Source organism: Desertivirga arenae (genome assembly GCF_017355785.1).
Classification (GTDB): Bacteria; Bacteroidota; Bacteroidia; order Sphingobacteriales; family Sphingobacteriaceae; genus Desertivirga; species Desertivirga arenae.
The window spans coordinates 25,416-41,809 of sequence record NZ_JAFEWE010000023.1; the positions used below are offsets into that span (position 1 = coordinate 25,416).

The following is a 16,394-nucleotide window of genomic DNA, read 5'->3' on the forward strand; positions in this document are numbered from 1 at the left end:
AAACAGGATCAGAATTTCGCGTTTAAGCCAAATGAATAGATTCTTGATACAGGGAACTGGCCCCCGTCAAATCCTATTCCACCTACTTCAGGGTCCATACCCGAATATTTGGTGAACGTAAGGAGGTTGTCGCCACTGAAATACACTCTTAGAGTTGAGTTGCGAGGCAATTTCCGGAAGGTGTAGCCAATAAGCACGTTCTTCAAACGCAGGTAATCTCCCTTCTCCAAAAACCAGTCAGAGGGCTGCTGGAAATTTTTATTAGGATCGTTCGCCCGTATCCGCGGAATAGTTGAACCTGGATTTTCCGGAGACCATGCCTCGAGTATTTTGTCCCAACGATTATAACCCTGTTCCGCTCCGTTTAAGGTAGACTCCTTAAATGCGTGAAACAGTTTAACACCGCCTACACCCTGCAGGAACACACTTAAGTCAAAGTTCTTCCACTCGAAATTGGTAGTAAATCCGTAACTAAGTTTTGGAAAAGCACTACCCATAAAGGTTCTGTCGCCGTCATTAATAAGGCCGTCATTATTAAGATCAACGAATTTCAGATCACCCGCTTTCGCTTCAGGCTGAATTCGTTTACCATCCTTCACGTAAGAGGCTGCTTCCTGGTCCGACTGAAATAAGCCATCGGTTTTTATTAGCCAGTATGAATACAAAGGTTGCCCTACAACAGATTTAAAAGGACTTAGCACTCCACGCCAGGAATCTCCATCGTTCCAGGAGGAAGTTGGGTTATCGTCAATATATTGGATCCTGTTTTTAAGCGTGGCTATATTTCCATTCAGGCTGTATTTCAAAGCTCCAGCCTTACCAGTCCAACCCGCACTAAACTCCAGTCCCTTATTGCTAATTTCACCCTGATTGATAAGAGGTCTTCCTAAACCAAAGGTGTTAGGCCACAAGTTATCCTGCTCCTTGATTAGGTCATAGGTAAGCTTGTCGAAGTAGTCTGCACTGATAGTTAAACGTTGATTAAACATGCTTAGGTCAAGCCCAAGGTCCGTTTGCCTGGAGGTTTCCCAGCTCAGGTCCTTGTTCATCCTGCTATTCAGGTAGAGCGCCGGAGTTTGAGGAGCACCGGAACCAATCTGATAGGTTTGATTGCTGCTTAAGGTTGAATAACCATAATAGCGATAGATCGAACCCAGATTGCCGATCTTACCCCAGCTTGCGCGAAGTTTTACCAGATTAAGCGCCGGTACCTGGAAGAAAGGCTCAGAACTTATTTTCCAGGCAGCTGTTAGTCCCGGAAGTCCTTTGGAGCGGTTGCCTTCAGGCAGGCGACCTGCAATATCTACGCGGTAACTTCCCGTCAGAAAATAACGGTTAGCCCAACTGTAAGATAAGCGGCCCACATAGGAGGCATTACGGTCTTTCCAGTCGTCATCCCCAGGCCTGTCGGCTCCAAACACTGCGGCATTATCGAAGTACCTTGCCCAGTCGGCTTCATTTTCAAAGCCCTGCGCCCTTACGTTAAACGAACGGGCAGCCTCTTCCTGGCTGGTTGTCGAAACCATAGCTCCGAGCGTATGCCTGTTCAGCATTTTGCTGTAGTTCAAAGTATTCTCCCATATCCAATGATACCCACGATTGGTAGAATAAGACAAGTAATTCTGATTTACTGGCTTACCAGGTTCTGTACGTTTTGGTTCAAAGTTCTTAAACAAGTTGTTATTCTGACGATAGGAGAACCTCGTTACGAAATCAAGGCCTTTTACCAGGTTAGTCAGGTTTAACTCGGTTACAGACTGAAGGTCGCTGGTCTTATTTACCGGCTTGTTCCGAAGCAAGGTTGCCAGAGGATTAATCGCATCACCGTGAATCCCCAGGTAAGGCGATTCACGTGGCCCTACTCCGCCGAAGCTACCGTCTTCATAATACGCTGTTGCAGAACGTGGCATATAGATCGCCGAAAGTATTGAACCACTATAACCACTCGCTGTAGAAGTTCCGCGATTATCGTTATTGTTCCAGAACAGGTTTTCACTTAGTTTGAGGAATTTATTAAAGCGGTAACTGGTATTGAACCTCAGAGAGAGGTTCTGATTGTACGTATTTTCCAGGGTACCTTCCTCTTTCTCATACCTGCCCTGGATGAGTGTTTTGAATTGCTCTGTTCCTGCGTTCAGGCTTAAATTATGTCGCTGGATAAGTCCTGTGCGAAAAATTTCGCCTACCCAATCGGTACGGGTTTCCTGTGCGTAAGGGTTTTTCACTGCATCCCAACCATCAAGAGGGGTCATACCGGCATTGGTATAAGCCAGGTTTGACACCCTCGCCTCATCGGCTGCTGTTAAAGATTGCGGCAGTCGCCAGGCATTCTTCAAGCCACTAAAATGCGCATACTCCAGAGAAGGTTTACCTACCGATGCCTGTCTGGTCGTTATTAGTACTACCCCGGCCGCGCCTGCAAAAGCTCCGTAAATGGATGCAGAGGCAGCATCTTTCAGAACTGTTACTGATTCGACGTCCGCAGGATTGAACGGCGCATTTGGAACTCCGTCTACTACAAACAGGGCGCTCTCACCAGATCGCGAACCCATCCCCCGGATGGTGAGGGAGGGAGTACCATTGGGATGCCCTCCATTATTCACAATCGTAACACCCGGTACCTTTCCCTGTATCATCGCCTGAACATTAAGCACCGGCCGGCTTTTAGCTTGCTCAATGTCGGGAACAGTAGATACAGCAGCAGAAAGGTCCTGTTTCTTCACCGCCCCGTATCCGATCACCACTACCTGGTTAAGGTCCTTATTATCTTCCTTTAACACTATCTGGATTGTAGAGCCCGTAACCTGCACCTCCTGAGTAGCAAAACCAATATAGGAGATAACCAGTGTACTGTTTGGCGCCAGATCTCCAATCATAAATTCGCCCCTGGCATCTGTAACTACTGATAATGCAGTACCTTTTACTTTCACAGTTGCCCCCGGAAGCGGCAGTCCTGCGGCATCTGAGACCTTACCCTTTAATTCAATAGCCAAAGACTTAACGGTTATCGTCTCTACCACTTTTTTCCTGATAATTATAGTTTTATTATCAAGGATATACTCAAAGGGCTGCTCTTTAAAACTTTCGTTTAGCGCCTGCAGCACGCTTACGTTTTTGAGATTAAGCGAAACAGGGTTCCCCAGTTTCAAATCGTCGTACTTGTAAAAAAGCGAATATCCGCTCTGCTTTTCTATCTGGGAAAGTACGGTACTCAGGCTCATATTCCGGCCCGAAAGCGAAATATTCTGAGAAAAGCCTGCAGCGCTCAGTTGCAGGCAAAAAACTGTTAATAGAATAGCTGTGAGTTTCATCAGAAGAAACAGTTTCTTTGATAAAAACGGACGCAACGACGCCGTTTTACCAATAGGGATAAAATGCATACTTTTGTAAAAAAGGGTTTAAAAAAAATTTCGCAAGAGTTTTAAAGATCCTGCTCCCAGTGGGAGCTAAAGCCGGGAGTGTTCCAGCACTACCGGTTTTTTTTGATCAGGATGATACACTATGTTTTCATATCGTCTTTATTTTAGTTGTTTTCCACTGTTATTTTCCTGCCATTAATCGTAAAGCGCACATCTCCCAGCTGAAGCACACGAAGCACTCCTGAAACCTCCTCACTGCGTTTAATTTTTCCTACATATTGTTCAGTTGTAACCGGCGCAGCGTATTCTACTTCCACATCGTACCAGCGAGAGATCTGCCGCATAATTGCGCGGAGATCCTTTTTATCAAAGCGGAAATAGCCCTCTTTCCATGCTACTGCGGTTTCGGTGTCCGCATAGCTTACCCCTATCAACTGACCATCACGGGGTAAAACAGACTGCTGACCCGGCCGCAAAACGGTTTCAAGAGCCGGAGATTCTGCTGATCTTACTTTGACTGCCCCTTCGATCAGGGTCGTAACAATAGCATTTTCATCCGCATAGGAATTCAGGTTAAACTTCGTGCCGAGGACCTCTATAATCTGCGTCCCCGAAACAACCTGGAATGGCACTTTACCTTTCCCGCCAGGTAAGTTCAGCTTTTCAATTTCAAAATACGCTTCACCCTCTACAAGCACCTTCCGTTCGGTGGCACTAAACCTTGTCGGGAAGCGGATAGAAGAAGCCGCATTCAGCCAAACTTTAGAACCGTCAGGCAGGGTTAAGCGGTAGTGTCCGCCCCGGGGAGTACTAATGGTATTTAATCCGGCAATAGCAGTACCAGCCTCGGCCGTACTTCCGTTGGCATCAAAAACTACCTGTCCCTCTCCAGTTTTTCTGATCGAGGTACCACCTGTCTGGGCCAACTCTCCATCCATTTCGTCTTCCAGGATGATGGTAGAGCCATCCGCGAGGGTCAATAGAGCCTTATTCCCACCGGGAACTATTTTAGCTGATCGTGCTACCCTGGATTTTGTATTTTCAAACTTGGATTGGTAAATAAAGTAGGAAGACAAACTAAGAATGATCACTGCAGCAGTAGCGGCTATCTGTCGCAGGTAGGCAGGCAGTCTCCTAACACCTGGACTTTTTTCCGAAGACATCCCTGCTTTGATCTTAGCCCGAATAGCATCCTTCAATCGTTGTTTCTCCACAATGGACAAGCTTTGCAGCAGATCTTTCTCCAGATCGAAAAGTTTATAATAGGCAAGCAGAAAATCCTCCTCTTCCCTGGTGGCCTTGCCCTTCCTGTACTTTTCCAGGATCAGCATAAACTCTTCTTTCTGAATATTCATTACAGCTTTTATATCCAAGACAGCCAACCTGGAGAAACTCCCACGTTAACTTTACTTTTTTTTATAAAAGCGTAGGGCCATTTAAAAGATGATGAGAAATACTAGCACAGAAAGGAGCGAGATCTGCTCCTGAAGTTGCGATACACTCTTACCGAGCTGGTTCTGGACTGTTTTACGGGAGATATTGAGGCGAAGGGCAATTTCGGCAGTCGAATGTCCCTGATCATAGCGCATCTTGAAAATTTCCTGCTGTGAGGGACTAAGTTTTGAAACGAGGGCGTTGTAGGCATATAGGAATTCCTTCCGGAGAATTACAGCGTCCGCTTGTTCATCATCCTCCTGCAAATTCAGAAGCAGGTCGTCCACCGGCCGGTAGCGCCCTTCCTTCTCCATCCAGTTAAGTACTGTATTTCTTGCTGAGGTAAGCAGGTAGGCCTTCAAATTATTTATTTTATAGCTATTCCGGCCTGCCCAAATTTTTAAGAAAATATCTTGTGTAATATCACTGGCACTTTCAGTATCTCCCGTGCGCCTGGAGACTACCGCGAAAACCATTTCCCAATACCGGTCATATAGACAATCAAAGGCAACAGTATTGTCTTTGCGGATCTCCGCCAACAGCAAGGAATCGTCATGATAATCAGGATATTCTTCTAACATTACATGGATGATTACGAAAACAGCGGCGGGAGTACCGGACGATGCTGAATTCGGATCAAATGAACCACATAGCTGTTAAGTGAAGATTAAAGAACCGTTATCCTTTAAAGGGGCGCTTCAATTACCACTCCATCAAGGCATATTCTTTCTTTCGAAGCGCCAATTTCTATAATGGCGCAGAAAGGTTTGTTTTTTTAAATTTCACATTATAGCAGGCTTAGATTCGGTGGCGACTGTAGCTTTGGAGTCTTTCAAGCACTGTCTTTTGCCACCCGTCATCATCTTCTTTGATAATAATAGTAGCAAAGTTATATCTGTCTCCTTCAATCTTGAGTCCAAAAGAATCGTCAATATGAACGTCAATATTGAATGCAGGAGGATATTTGGATGTTCTTTTGCTTTGCTCTCTCATTACTTTATTATGCAGAGTTTGGTTTATTATTTTTCTAACAGGAATTCCGTAGGAATAAAAAGTTAGTTTTAGCCGCTCACACTTATCCTGTAATTTGCAATGACTGTATCAATTCATCAACTATATGTAAATGATAACTTAATACAATAGGACTTCCCTCAAAATTCCCTGAAACTTCTGCTTTTAAAATACTTTCCGTTGCAGTTTCTTCAAAGCTAAGCGGTTTCATGTTTGACTCGTATCGCTTGTTGGCATCTGCAATCCAATGTTCTATTTCTTTTCTTCCATTGTGTGTTTTGCCTTCATCAAAAACTACTGCTGTTTGGGCGAAACAGTTTGCATAGGCCATACTATCAAAGTTGTTCTGTGTTCTTACTAATTCTGATATTACTTCCGGTAACTTCATTTTTTTATTGTTAAGGTTATTAAATAGTAGGTACGGTTCCACCGTCAATTACGAATTGTGTTCCTGTAAGATAGTTTGCTCTTGGAGATACGAGAAAGCCGACTAATTCTGCAACTTCTTCAGGCTCTGCAGGTCTCCCGAATGGTATTCCTCCCAGGGCATCCATAACACTTTTTTCAGCCTCTTCAACAGAAATATTTGAACCCTGAGCGATTGTTTCCAAAAATCCTTTAACACTTTCTGTTCTGATCCAGCCCGGAGAAACAGTTAACACGCGGACACCTTTCGGCGTAACTTCGTTTGATAAACATTTACTATAATTTATCAATCCTGCTTTTGCAGCTGCATAAGGCAAAGTAGATTCATATAAGGGTAGTATGCCTTGAATGGAAGCGATGTGAATGATGACACCACTCTTTCGTTGGATCATTTGTGGTAAAAATCCTCTATCCAGTCGAACGGGAGCCAGCAGATTTGCTTGCAGTGTTGATTCCCAATCTTCATCAGTTAATGCTGAAAATCCACCGGCAGGTGTTGATGAGGAGCCCAGGTTGTTAACAAGAATATCCGCTCGTCCATACGTTGATAGCACGTCGCCGACTACCTTTTTCGCGTCCTCTGCCTTACTTAAATCAGATGGAATAAAATGCAACCTATTGTTTTCGGTTTCCGGTGGGTTCCTTGCAGTAATGATCACTGTTGCTCCTGCTTGAGAGAGCCTTTCTGCAATTGCTTTACCGGCACCTTTTGTACCTCCCGTTACCAGGGCAATCTTGCCGGATAACTCATTATTGAAATTAAACTGTTCCATTTTTAACGTTGTCTTTAGGACAAAATTGGGGTGTAAAAACAGTTGGCACAAGTACGGCATTACGATTCATATAGGGATAAATTATTCCCCTATTGCAGGGATTGAGACATAGGTTTAATTTTACAATATGTATGAAAGAAAGATAATACCGACCTTGAATTGTGGGCTTGATATAATAGGTGAAGTTCTTTTTGGTAAATGGAAGATTCGATTGCTTTGGTTTATCAATGAGGGACATAAGCGTCCTAGCGAACTACAACGCAAAATTCCCGATGCTTCACGAAGGGTTTTGAATATTCAGTTGAATGAACTGGAAAGACACGAACTTGTAACAAGAAAAATTTATCCGGTTGTACCGCCGAAAGTAGAATACAACCTTACGGAATTAGGTAAAACTTTAATTCCGGTACTTGCGGCATTAGGCCAGTGGGGTGATGCAAACGAAGAACGTTTGCGAGATGTGATTTTGAAACAGTTGGTAAGCTCTGATTTGTACGACACCTAACTTAGTAATTTGCCTACTCTAGAAGACTTGTCAGTGAGCAAGTAAAAATTCAAAATAAGGACCTTAGGTAGTTAAATATTTTATAATAACCAGGATTATTATAAAATATGGAGCGGGTGTCTGAACCTCCCCCCCCATCGCTGCGATACCTTGTAAGCAATTCGTTGCTTATGTGGTTAAATCTCTTTTCTCATTATTGTGTCTTCTTCGTCAAATTGATATTTTACAAAACCCATTTTTTCAACCAGCCGTATGGCTTTGGTATTTCTTGTTTTTGTTGGTCCAAGTAGTGCTTTTACACCTAATTCCTGTTTCGCAATATCTGTCAATAACTCAAATGCAGCTTGCATATAGCCTTTTCCCCAATATTCAGGAAACAGGGAACCTCCAATAACAATTTCGTGTTTTTGTTTATCCCAATGGTGTAAGGCACAGTCACCGATAATTAAGTTTGGTCTGTCGGTTGGTCTTATGGTAAAAATACATTCGCAGAGTGAAATAATGCGTTCAGTAAATTCTGTTGAGGTTTCATTTGGTAAAAAAGGTATTTCGTCAAAGTTTACGGTCAATGCTGGGTGTGTGTAGATTTCATAAAAGAAGTCAGCATCTTGCACCGTAAGATTATTTAGTATTACTTTATGGTTGGATAACATATCAAAGCGCATTTCTTTTCCATGATTTTGTCAGGTTGTGTAGTTTGTTAAATAGACGGCTGACTTGTTTATATTGTGCCCACTTAAAAGCAATTCCGCATTGAGCAGCACGAATGTAATCAGAAAGCAGAAAACTTCGAGAACCACATCGCCGGGCATAATTTAAACCAGGTGTTACCTGAAGTGCTTCTTCTACCAGCATTAGCAACAAGGTGTTGTTATGCCCGAGTGCTTTTTTAGGCTGTAGTCTTAGGTCGTCCTAATTTCTTTGTTTTTGGGTTAGTCTTAGCCGCCAATTTCTTTTGTCTAAAGAAGTCGCTAAGTGCCTTTTCCTCATCAGTTGTTAATGCTCCTTGTCCACCAATGAAGTCTACATCTAATACAACCTTGCTCGTTTTCATATTAGTAACTTTTAAAATATTTATTAATAAGTTTTAACGCTGAAGCCGTTTCAATAATCATAATCCTTCCTCCAAAGTGAAATGCACCTAATTTTCATAATGTGTCACCAATTGAGACTTCGAAAGAAATGATACATTCCCTTCATGGCCACGTTGAAAAGAAAGCTTACAAGCAAATGCTACCAAATTTCCAGCCACTCCAGAATAAACTTTGTTTTGTCCCTTATTGAACGGTGCATTCTCGACCAAGTGCATATAAAGGTGGTCAGATTTAACCTCTAAGCTTATGAGTCCTTGTATTATGGTCGGGTTGTTTACAATAGTTAGCTTATAAACATCTCTCATGGGAATTTTGTATTCCTCCCGCCAATTGAAAAGCCAACCTTTAGATTTAGTAATTGATTTTAGGTCGTTGGAAGTTAGTATAGAAATGTCGGTCGAAAAGCTGTCACCGGTCACTACGTTCTCAATCGAGTTCGTAAGTTTATCTATTATGAAGTCCAGACCTATTTCGGAGCGCTTTTTCACTTAGCTAATTTACGAAATATTGCCGTCTTATGCGACTGTCATTTACGGTTGTTAGGTTTTAGCATTGGGCATAACTTGTTTATATACGCAGCTTTTGTATATATAATTCCTGCATGAGTTTTTCTTAAATTTTATATTTTGTGATGCTGCTGACTTGTTTCAATATAAGTTTTATAAGAAGGAGGTTGGTGTTTACCAGGGTACGAGCCTTTTCTTGTCCCTGAAGTTCCCCAAGCTTCACGCTGATCCGAAAATAATGTATTTATTTTAAAAGTTGGAATAGTCGATTTTCAGCTGCCATTCTATGGGATTGGGGAAAATATCAGAGGCCAACCTTTTATACAACATAAATGTGTTGACCCAGTCAGCAAAATGAGCCTCACTTAATTCCCCATTCTCTAAATTCCTCATCGCTCATTCTTACCAATTCCAGCGGCTGCTTAGCAAATATGTAATAAGTGTTTTTTAAATATTCTTGTAAGCTGTCAGTAGTCGCCAATTCTACTAGGTCATATTCATAAGTAAGGTTTGATTGTGGCGTGTTCAAAATTGCATAAGTGTGAATAACGCCAAGAATATACTCAAGCTTATCTAATTGATATTCATTGCTTTCACTGCTTTGGATACGTGTTCTTCTTTTCATCGTTTTTTGAGACAGTACCTCAGTTATGACCTGTATTTTTTTTCCAGTTTCTCACCCAGCTCAATTATGTTTTCCATTCTAGCTAAGGAGACAATCCAAACCTCAGGCATTTCTTTCCGTCCATAATACAACCCCGCCAATCCGCCCGTAATCGCTCCATTGGTATCTGTGTCGTGCCCAAAGTTTATAGCTGTGAGTACTGCACTTTCAAACGATTCCGTATTGAGGAAGCTCCACAGGCTGGCCTCCAGAGACTCTATTACATAACCACCGGACAAAATGGTTTCTTTCTTAGCCTCTCGAATGTCGTTCTGTACGATTCGAGCAAAATGGGTCTTTTCCGCGTCCGAGAAATTCATTTCCTCCCAAAGCTGGTTAATGTCGCATCGGGTTTTCTGGTACGCGGAATTCTTGTCTTGCTCAATGAGAAGGTTCTCAGCCAGATTCAAATAAATCATACAGCTCATTGCGGCCCTTATGTGCCTGTGGGTTAGAGCGGAATTTTCCCAGATGATCTCAAATTGTTCCTTCAAACCTTTATCCTTTACCTCAAACAAAAGAGGAAGGATTCTCATAAGAGAGCCGTTGCCGTTGTCAAACTCTTCCGCTTCATATTTCAGCAACCTTAATTCTGCAGGGTCTTCTCCGTTTAAAATCTTTGCAAGACGTGTGATCGCTCTATTCGTGGTGACGCCAATGTCGAAAATTTCGTTTCGTGCTGTCCAATAGGCATAATTTCTCCATTTGATAAAATTGGCGGCTGTTGTATTCAAGCTATATCCTGCATGTAATGATTCAGCCAGGCAAAAAGTCAGTGAACTATCGTCCGACCATGTTCCTGCTGGTTGATGGTGCGTCCCGTATCCCACCATGCCTTTAGCTGGTCTCGCAACCATTTCTTCCCTTGATAAGAATTCGTACGGAACACCTAGTGCATCTCCAATTGCGACGCCCAGTAACAAATCAATTGCGTTTCCTTTCATTTATATTTTTATTAAGCCTGCCGTTGCGGCTATTTTCCCTATATCTAATTTTTTTCCAACTTCAAATTTTGCTTATCCCATCGTTTCATGACATCCTTAGGCTTTGTGAACGTCAAAGGATAGAATAACTTACCTATGCTCGAATGTCCTATTTCTTGTAAACCAAGCATAGCTTCTAAAGTGTATCAACAAAGCAGCTAAGTACCCTAAAAAGAAATATAGATCGAATACGATATCATTATAGTAGTCAATAAACTTTGTCAAAGGAAAAAATAGCATTGCAATTATCGGAACTAGTAACCACAGCCCTTTATTTGTACTGAGAAACTCCTTAATCCTCTTTAAAGGATTGATATATTTAACTAGCAAAACAGTAGTTGCAATTAACGCACACATTAATGGGTAGTAATAAACAAATATTCCGACGATAAAGCTATCCGCATTGGGTCGTTGGATTTTAAAATACAATACGAATAATAATAACCCGATTACTGCGGATATCAGTAGTGCAAAAAGAGCCGATACTACTTTTTGAGGCATAGATTCGCTTTTAGTCCGGCTATACTGTTAATGGCTCCTTGAGAAATCACATCCCAAAAAATTGAAGTTGCAATCATAGCTGAAATGGAGGGAGTCCTAAAGTTCATTGAAATAAGATTTAGAGCTAAATGTAAGTGTTTAGTTATTGAATAAAAAGGTCAATTTACTTTAATGCAACGAATTATGTGGATCACACCTTTGATCCTATATAAGTTAAGGAGTTGAATCTAAAAAGCTCCGGTATATTATCGTTTTCTGAGATCAGATTCTTCGAGAACCACATCATCCGGGCATAATTTAATCATTGTGTTATGACGGGCAATTTTAGTTCGCTGTTTAAGATTGTCGCCAATCAAGAATATTAGTTAGCATTCCCTTATTCCAACAGTCTAACGTTGTGCTTGCTGTTATTGAAAAGATATCTTTATTGTTTTGAGCGATGGTTTCTAAAGTCAAAACTGCTTCTTGTTCTAAGGTCGCTAATAAGGCTGTCGAAGTCCAAATTTTAACGGAGTCGTTGTTATAATTAAGTAATTGATAAAATGCTTCGCGGGTTTCACTGTTACCTTTTTTAATCTGGTCAATTGACTTCATCAAACTTTTGTGAATCTTGTTCCCTTTTTTTGAATCACCATTCAAAATGCATTCGCCATATTCACCAGCTAGTCTTATGTATTCTTGGATTAGATCGGTCATTGTTTTTTATTTTACTTGCCATAACGTTTAGGCATTGTAAAGATGGCGGTTAAAAAGTAGGTCATTGTCATACTGTACAAAGCTTTATTAAATGTCGGAAATTTCGAGAACCACGTTACTCACAATTTTTCCAGAGGTAATGTTAACTGCTGCCAATTTATCCGTCTTTAGATTTTCTTGGATTCTAGGCCTTTTGAATGATTAAAAAACTTTATGAGGTTTGATAAATTTGAACAGCGAGCTTATGCTTGTCAGAATAGAACAAGTAGATCTCTTTCTCGCAATTATCGCTGCAAATTTTTCCAGAGCTATATTGAGCTATAAAAGTCATTCTATTGCCTTCTGGGTCAAGTGGCGTTTCATCTTCTTGCTCCCAACGAGGTTCACCACCCGGTACAATAAAATTCATCCAATACTTTTTTTTCTTCGTTTTGTAATTATTCTTGGAGATGGTGTATGTTTCTTTCGTAAGAACAAACCACTCTTCCCATTCAGGGCTTAAGTCGAAGTAACGAAAGTCGGTAAGAAATTTATATTTTCCATTAACAACCTGAAAACCAATCGTATTATCTTTACAATACGAATTGAAAAATTTTGCTGTCTCGGTATTATATGGATCTTCATTAAATTGAAGCAAATGAATATGCCCTTTCCATCTTCTATTAACAGAAGAGAGGTCAACAGAACAAACTGGAAAAAGCAAATTGCTATGTTCCTCAATATTTTCCAAAAACACTTCTGAAGCTTCTGGAAAAGGCTTTATAGCCCCAAATGGGAGTCCGAGGAACCGGGAAATTTTTTTTAGCATTATACTCTATTATCAATAAGTCAGTCTCCAAATGTCACTTTCGGTTGTCTTCTTTTGGTTGAGGTTAACGATTAGCTAAACGCACTGCGTTTATTTCTTAAATAAGAACTGTAAATTAGGTTCAAGATATAAAATTTCATCGTTTTTTGAGACAGTACCTCGATTAGCTCTTTCTGCTATTTATCGGTCTAAATTTTCTCAATGCAAAGAAAGTGGCCATGACTAACAAGAAAGATATGAGATAATAAGCTTCGCCAAGAAAAGAATCGGGTATAGTTTTCATGATGATGAAATAAGATAGTATTCCTATAATAAATCCAATAATTAACCCTCTTAAACCATGTATAAATGAATTCTTGTTGGTCATTAAAGCGAAGAAAAAAGAGCTAAGAAGGCAAATAGATTCAAATCTTGCAAAATATCCATTGTCTTTCCCGCTATAGAATCTCATGTCGTAGGCGGAAATACCTTGATTTATGTATCGAGCTACGATAACGGCAAGTATAAGAAAGGCTATAATCTTTACTCCACTTTTCATAAAACGTCTGTCAGGATTTTGCAATTACAGCTAACATCTGGCTAATCTAACCTTTGTTTATTTCCAAAATTACGAAGTTTCTCAACCTGAAGTCTAAAAGATCCTATCGTTTTGTGAGACTAACTTTAGTTCCATAAACCGCTAATTTTCAAGAATGGCCGGAACTCCTCCTTAGTAAAAAAAAGCTCGATTATAGAGGTTTGGTAGTTAGGACCTTTAAACAAAACCTTAATCCCCTTACTATCAAGCAAAAAATTCGGATCGGGCATCTGAGATTCCCAATCTGATCGATGAAATTCCGATTCCTTTAATCGATCTTCTAATTTACTCATAACAATACTATCTACAGGGGATCTCTGATTTTCGATAAACAGATCATGGAAATTTATAAGCATTCCTGTCTGAGTGTTAAAATTTAGAGTCTTAAAGTCGCGAAAGCCATGCAATGCATTTTCTCCATATTCATAAGAAGTAATGAAGCAGCTAACCAGGGAATCTTTAGCAAAGGGAATAGTTGACTCAATTTCGTATTCCGTTGACCCTTCTGCCTCTAATAAAGCCGTCTTATAGTTTCGAAGGTTGCCCCTAATCGTTTCGTTAATTCTATTCTCAATATGTTTGCTTGAAAGTGCGATCTCCTGCCATTTTAGTACATAAGATCGGTTACCCGATAACTTCAATCTCTCGGAAATATCAAGAACACGGATTGAATCTCGAACAGGACCTTCTTTGGCTTCAGGTAAGGATAGCGTATCCATGTTCGACGGAATTGTACTCTTGGATGATTGGCTCTTCTTCTCGCCACAAGAAATTACCAATATAATGACAAGGGCTGATAGAATAAATTTGATCATCTTACTGGAATGCTACTCCTCTTTTACGTATAAAGTACTGGTTGGTTTTAGTTATCTGAGGGCTAATCCTTTCCATCGTTTTTTGAGATTAGTTCTCTCTCTACAACTTCTTTATACTCGACCAATTGGTAGATAAGGCGTAAGATGATGAAAATAGATATGCTGGTCCCAGGGGAATAACTCTTGGGAAAGTCTTTCGTCTTCCAAAAGTTCTTCCAGGGATATGGAATCGTTATAACCATAATTTCCATTCATATCAATTACATGGTCTATATCACCTTCTTCATTATAAAAGAAAACTAAACGATCATCAGGTTCATCATCATTAGAATCACCATAAAACTGTTTCTTGCCGCCTGCTTTAAGCTTTCCGGTTAAAAGATCAAATTGGCAGTCACAGATTAGTTGATGATTTTCATCATAGACATCAATCCCTTTGTATTTTAATCCTATCTTCGATTTGTAATCTTCTCTATCCCATTGATTAAAGGATCCAGAGGATATTTTATTAAAGAAAAGCGAGCAGAATGTTTTTTCAGGATATCTATCAAAGTGGGAATTTAGTATCACCTGCTTATCGTCTTCTAGAGAAAGAAAGTAATGTACGCTTCCTATGCGGTGCTGAGACAGAACAAGCTCGACTTTCATTACCGCCGTATTTTCAACTGTTATCTTTCTGTAGAAGTCAGAGGCCAAAGCTTGATCTGGAGAAATTTCCTTCCCAAAACTATTTATAAACTTGATGTGTGTTGTCATAGGTTCTGATTTCTAGCAGCATATGAAGATATCGTTTTTTGAGACTGCTCTCTAGCCTAGCAGCCGTAGGCAATAAAGAGCCTGCTGTTGTTCCTCATTGTCGAAAGCAAAATTTGCTTTAGCGCATCATAAGCTTCTGCCTCCATTGCTGGGACCTTATCTTGAACTGAAAGGACTTGCTCATAAAGCTCTCTTATTCTCTTACACTCCCATTTGGTGTGATTAAAAAATCCTGAGCGATTATACCAATGGAACAATAGGCTATCAGGGTGAGGATTTTCAACCATCGGAATTAGCTCAACAATAGTATAAAAATAACCGTACCACAGCTCTAGCTCCTCTATTATCTCATTCGATATTTTTCTCTGGCGGAAAACAATGTTAGGATCGCTTTCAAACCCAGAATACAAATCTATCTTCTTCATCGTTTTCTGAGACTAATCCTTAATTAAGGGAAATGCTACTTAGTTAGTTTTTATAATAATATTTCCCTAATAAGGACTATAACCATCTCCTTAAAAATTGGCTCCATGAAATTATAATTCCCTCAAAATCTTTAGTTGGAATCACGATTGCATTATCATTATTCCAAGCGTTCCTTAGAATCGTGCGAGTTTTATTAAATTCTGCCCATACCGGTGCTGTGTCTACTTCTCCTTCCTCTTTCAAATTATTCAAGACACTTGCAATCTCGGGAAGTAACCAACCCTCTATCTCTGACTTAGATAAGGCTAAGAGATAACTAACGATAAGATCAGGTCCAGTGGGAATATCCTCTATTTTCCACATAGATACCTTTTTAGTGAATCTCAATCCGTACTTGTCTAAAATTTGCTTATTCACTGTTACTTATCCTTTTTTGAGATACTAATGCCGTTAATTATTTAAAAAGGATTTCTACCCTGCTTTACTCTTTCTACGTTGTTTTCAACAAACTTTGACAGCGACTTTATTACTAAAGATATCCAATGCTCGCGACTTGGGTGATCAGAGTAGTGTGCCTCGTAAACTGGTGGGTCTTCACCTTCATCGAGATATACAAATAAGAACTGGTCAAATGTATTGTAAACATCAATTGCGAAAAATGGTCTGTCGATTTTCCTGACATCATCTCGTAAATTTTCTCTAACAAATTTCTGCAACTCTTCTTGGGATTCATTTAATCCTTTATCCAAAAAATAACAGTCCTTGCCCGCTAGATGAAGTAATTCCCTCAGGGCGATTGGAAAAGGCTTGCTGCTATTGTACTTTATCTCAAGTTCCTCTATTTCAAGTATTGACATTGGAATATTAGGGGAAGACCAGTGTGTTCCTTTCCTAACCGAGTTTTCTTCTAGCGACTTCAGATAAATAATTTGCATCGTTTTTTGAGATGTTGATAAGGCTTATCCAAAATCAGTATTATTACGTTATGAATCAACAAGTTTTGAAAAAGTATCAGTTAACTTTTGCCACAAGAGAGAATGGAGATAAGATTATTAAAGAA

Annotated in this window: 19 protein-coding genes; 1 reads left to right on the forward strand and 18 read right to left on the reverse strand. The window is 40.2% G+C overall.

The annotated features are described in order from the left end of the window. Positions 1-8: 8 nt before the first annotated feature. The 6 genes from J4N24_RS24900 to J4N24_RS24925 form a co-directional block, all read right to left on the reverse strand. Positions 9-3,311, reverse strand: coding sequence for a TonB-dependent receptor (locus tag J4N24_RS24900; RefSeq protein ID WP_242691810.1), 3,303 nt, complete (start codon positions 3,309-3,311; stop codon positions 9-11). A 212-nt stretch (positions 3,312-3,523) separates the two neighbouring features. After that, on the reverse strand, positions 3,524-4,714 hold the full coding sequence (locus J4N24_RS24905) for a FecR family protein (RefSeq protein WP_207536452.1): 1,191 nt from the start codon (positions 4,712-4,714) through the stop codon (positions 3,524-3,526). A gap of 81 nt (positions 4,715-4,795) precedes the next feature. Further along, a complete protein-coding gene (locus J4N24_RS24910; RefSeq protein ID WP_207536453.1) occupies positions 4,796-5,374 on the reverse strand; it encodes an RNA polymerase sigma factor in 579 nt (192 codons plus the stop codon). Positions 5,375-5,591: 217 nt separating this feature from the next. Then, a complete protein-coding gene (locus J4N24_RS24915; RefSeq protein ID WP_207536454.1) occupies positions 5,592-5,786 on the reverse strand; it encodes a hypothetical protein in 195 nt (64 codons plus the stop codon). Between the two features lie 82 nt (positions 5,787-5,868). Continuing rightward, positions 5,869-6,192 (reverse strand): nuclear transport factor 2 family protein, encoded by a 324-nt coding sequence (locus J4N24_RS24920; protein ID WP_207536455.1) that lies wholly within the window; start codon positions 6,190-6,192, stop codon positions 5,869-5,871. A 19-nt stretch (positions 6,193-6,211) separates the two neighbouring features. Beyond that, positions 6,212-7,003: an SDR family oxidoreductase gene (locus tag J4N24_RS24925; RefSeq protein ID WP_207536456.1), complete on the reverse strand. Its 792-nt coding sequence runs from the start codon at positions 7,001-7,003 to the stop codon at positions 6,212-6,214. A gap of 127 nt (positions 7,004-7,130) precedes the next feature. Here J4N24_RS24925 and J4N24_RS24930 point away from each other — a divergent pair, with 127 nt between their 5' ends. Then, entirely contained in the window at positions 7,131-7,508 is a 378-nt protein-coding gene (locus J4N24_RS24930; RefSeq protein WP_207536457.1) for a winged helix-turn-helix transcriptional regulator, read from the forward strand. Positions 7,509-7,684: 176 nt separating this feature from the next. Here the strand turns inward: J4N24_RS24930 and J4N24_RS24935 are convergent, their stop codons facing one another. The 12 genes from J4N24_RS24935 to J4N24_RS24990 form a co-directional block, all read right to left on the reverse strand. Further along, positions 7,685-8,173 (reverse strand): GNAT family N-acetyltransferase, encoded by a 489-nt coding sequence (locus tag J4N24_RS24935; protein WP_207536458.1) that lies wholly within the window; start codon positions 8,171-8,173, stop codon positions 7,685-7,687. 224 nt (positions 8,174-8,397) lie between these two features. Further along, the gene (locus J4N24_RS24940; protein WP_207536459.1) at positions 8,398-8,562 is read right to left on the reverse strand and encodes a hypothetical protein; all 165 of its coding nucleotides are present in this window, start codon (positions 8,560-8,562) and stop codon (positions 8,398-8,400) included. A gap of 87 nt (positions 8,563-8,649) precedes the next feature. Further along, entirely contained in the window at positions 8,650-9,090 is a 441-nt protein-coding gene (locus J4N24_RS24945; protein ID WP_207536460.1) for a hypothetical protein, read from the reverse strand. Between the two features lie 379 nt (positions 9,091-9,469). Further along, positions 9,470-9,733, reverse strand: coding sequence for a hypothetical protein (locus tag J4N24_RS24950; RefSeq protein ID WP_207536461.1), 264 nt, complete (start codon positions 9,731-9,733; stop codon positions 9,470-9,472). Positions 9,734-9,756: 23 nt separating this feature from the next. Continuing rightward, complete coding sequence (locus tag J4N24_RS24955) at positions 9,757-10,716, reverse strand: ADP-ribosylglycohydrolase family protein (RefSeq protein WP_207536462.1); 960 nt, start codon at positions 10,714-10,716, stop codon at positions 9,757-9,759. A gap of 876 nt (positions 10,717-11,592) precedes the next feature. Then, positions 11,593-11,952, reverse strand: a complete 360-nt coding sequence (locus tag J4N24_RS24960) for a DUF2019 domain-containing protein (protein ID WP_207536463.1) — start codon at positions 11,950-11,952, stop codon at positions 11,593-11,595. 211 nt (positions 11,953-12,163) lie between these two features. After that, positions 12,164-12,760, reverse strand: coding sequence for a hypothetical protein (locus J4N24_RS24965; protein ID WP_207536464.1), 597 nt, complete (start codon positions 12,758-12,760; stop codon positions 12,164-12,166). A gap of 663 nt (positions 12,761-13,423) precedes the next feature. Then, positions 13,424-14,152 carry a hypothetical protein gene (locus J4N24_RS24970; RefSeq protein WP_207536465.1) on the reverse strand — a complete coding sequence of 243 codons (729 nt, stop codon included), beginning with the start codon at positions 14,150-14,152 and terminating at the stop codon, positions 13,424-13,426. A gap of 111 nt (positions 14,153-14,263) precedes the next feature. After that, positions 14,264-14,908: a hypothetical protein gene (locus J4N24_RS24975; protein WP_207424122.1), complete on the reverse strand. Its 645-nt coding sequence runs from the start codon at positions 14,906-14,908 to the stop codon at positions 14,264-14,266. 56 nt (positions 14,909-14,964) lie between these two features. After that, positions 14,965-15,333 (reverse strand): hypothetical protein, encoded by a 369-nt coding sequence (locus J4N24_RS24980; RefSeq protein WP_207536466.1) that lies wholly within the window; start codon positions 15,331-15,333, stop codon positions 14,965-14,967. Between the two features lie 76 nt (positions 15,334-15,409). Beyond that, positions 15,410-15,751: a hypothetical protein gene (locus tag J4N24_RS24985; protein WP_207536467.1), complete on the reverse strand. Its 342-nt coding sequence runs from the start codon at positions 15,749-15,751 to the stop codon at positions 15,410-15,412. Positions 15,752-15,792: 41 nt separating this feature from the next. Further along, positions 15,793-16,269: a hypothetical protein gene (locus J4N24_RS24990; protein ID WP_207536468.1), complete on the reverse strand. Its 477-nt coding sequence runs from the start codon at positions 16,267-16,269 to the stop codon at positions 15,793-15,795. Positions 16,270-16,394 lie beyond the last annotated feature (125 nt).

Excerpts from the sequence above, each read along its gene's own strand:
- J4N24_RS24950 (WP_207536461.1), bottom strand. The coding sequence starts at position 9,733 with ATGAAAAGAAGAACACGTATCCAAAGCAGTGAAAGCAATGAATATCAA.
- J4N24_RS24925 (WP_207536456.1), bottom strand. The coding sequence starts at position 7,003 with ATGGAACAGTTTAATTTCAATAATGAGTTATCCGGCAAGATTGCCCTG.
- J4N24_RS24930 (WP_207536457.1), top strand. The coding sequence starts at position 7,131 with ATGTATGAAAGAAAGATAATACCGACCTTGAATTGTGGGCTTGATATA.
- J4N24_RS24910 (WP_207536453.1), bottom strand. The coding sequence starts at position 5,374 with ATGTTAGAAGAATATCCTGATTATCATGACGATTCCTTGCTGTTGGCG.
- J4N24_RS24940 (WP_207536459.1), bottom strand. The coding sequence starts at position 8,562 with ATGAAAACGAGCAAGGTTGTATTAGATGTAGACTTCATTGGTGGACAA.
- J4N24_RS24920 (WP_207536455.1), bottom strand. The coding sequence starts at position 6,192 with ATGAAGTTACCGGAAGTAATATCAGAATTAGTAAGAACACAGAACAAC.
- J4N24_RS24935 (WP_207536458.1), bottom strand. The coding sequence starts at position 8,173 with ATGCGCTTTGATATGTTATCCAACCATAAAGTAATACTAAATAATCTT.
- J4N24_RS24970 (WP_207536465.1), bottom strand. The coding sequence starts at position 14,152 with ATGATCAAATTTATTCTATCAGCCCTTGTCATTATATTGGTAATTTCT.
- J4N24_RS24900 (WP_242691810.1), bottom strand. The coding sequence starts at position 3,311 with ATGAAACTCACAGCTATTCTATTAACAGTTTTTTGCCTGCAACTGAGC.
- J4N24_RS24980 (WP_207536466.1), bottom strand. The coding sequence starts at position 15,333 with ATGAAGAAGATAGATTTGTATTCTGGGTTTGAAAGCGATCCTAACATT.
- J4N24_RS24960 (WP_207536463.1), bottom strand. The coding sequence starts at position 11,952 with ATGACCGATCTAATCCAAGAATACATAAGACTAGCTGGTGAATATGGC.
- J4N24_RS24965 (WP_207536464.1), bottom strand. The coding sequence starts at position 12,760 with ATGCTAAAAAAAATTTCCCGGTTCCTCGGACTCCCATTTGGGGCTATA.
- J4N24_RS24915 (WP_207536454.1), bottom strand. The coding sequence starts at position 5,786 with ATGAGAGAGCAAAGCAAAAGAACATCCAAATATCCTCCTGCATTCAAT.
- J4N24_RS24975 (WP_207424122.1), bottom strand. The coding sequence starts at position 14,908 with ATGACAACACACATCAAGTTTATAAATAGTTTTGGGAAGGAAATTTCT.
- J4N24_RS24955 (WP_207536462.1), bottom strand. The coding sequence starts at position 10,716 with ATGAAAGGAAACGCAATTGATTTGTTACTGGGCGTCGCAATTGGAGAT.
- J4N24_RS24990 (WP_207536468.1), bottom strand. The coding sequence starts at position 16,269 with ATGCAAATTATTTATCTGAAGTCGCTAGAAGAAAACTCGGTTAGGAAA.
- J4N24_RS24905 (WP_207536452.1), bottom strand. The coding sequence starts at position 4,714 with ATGAATATTCAGAAAGAAGAGTTTATGCTGATCCTGGAAAAGTACAGG.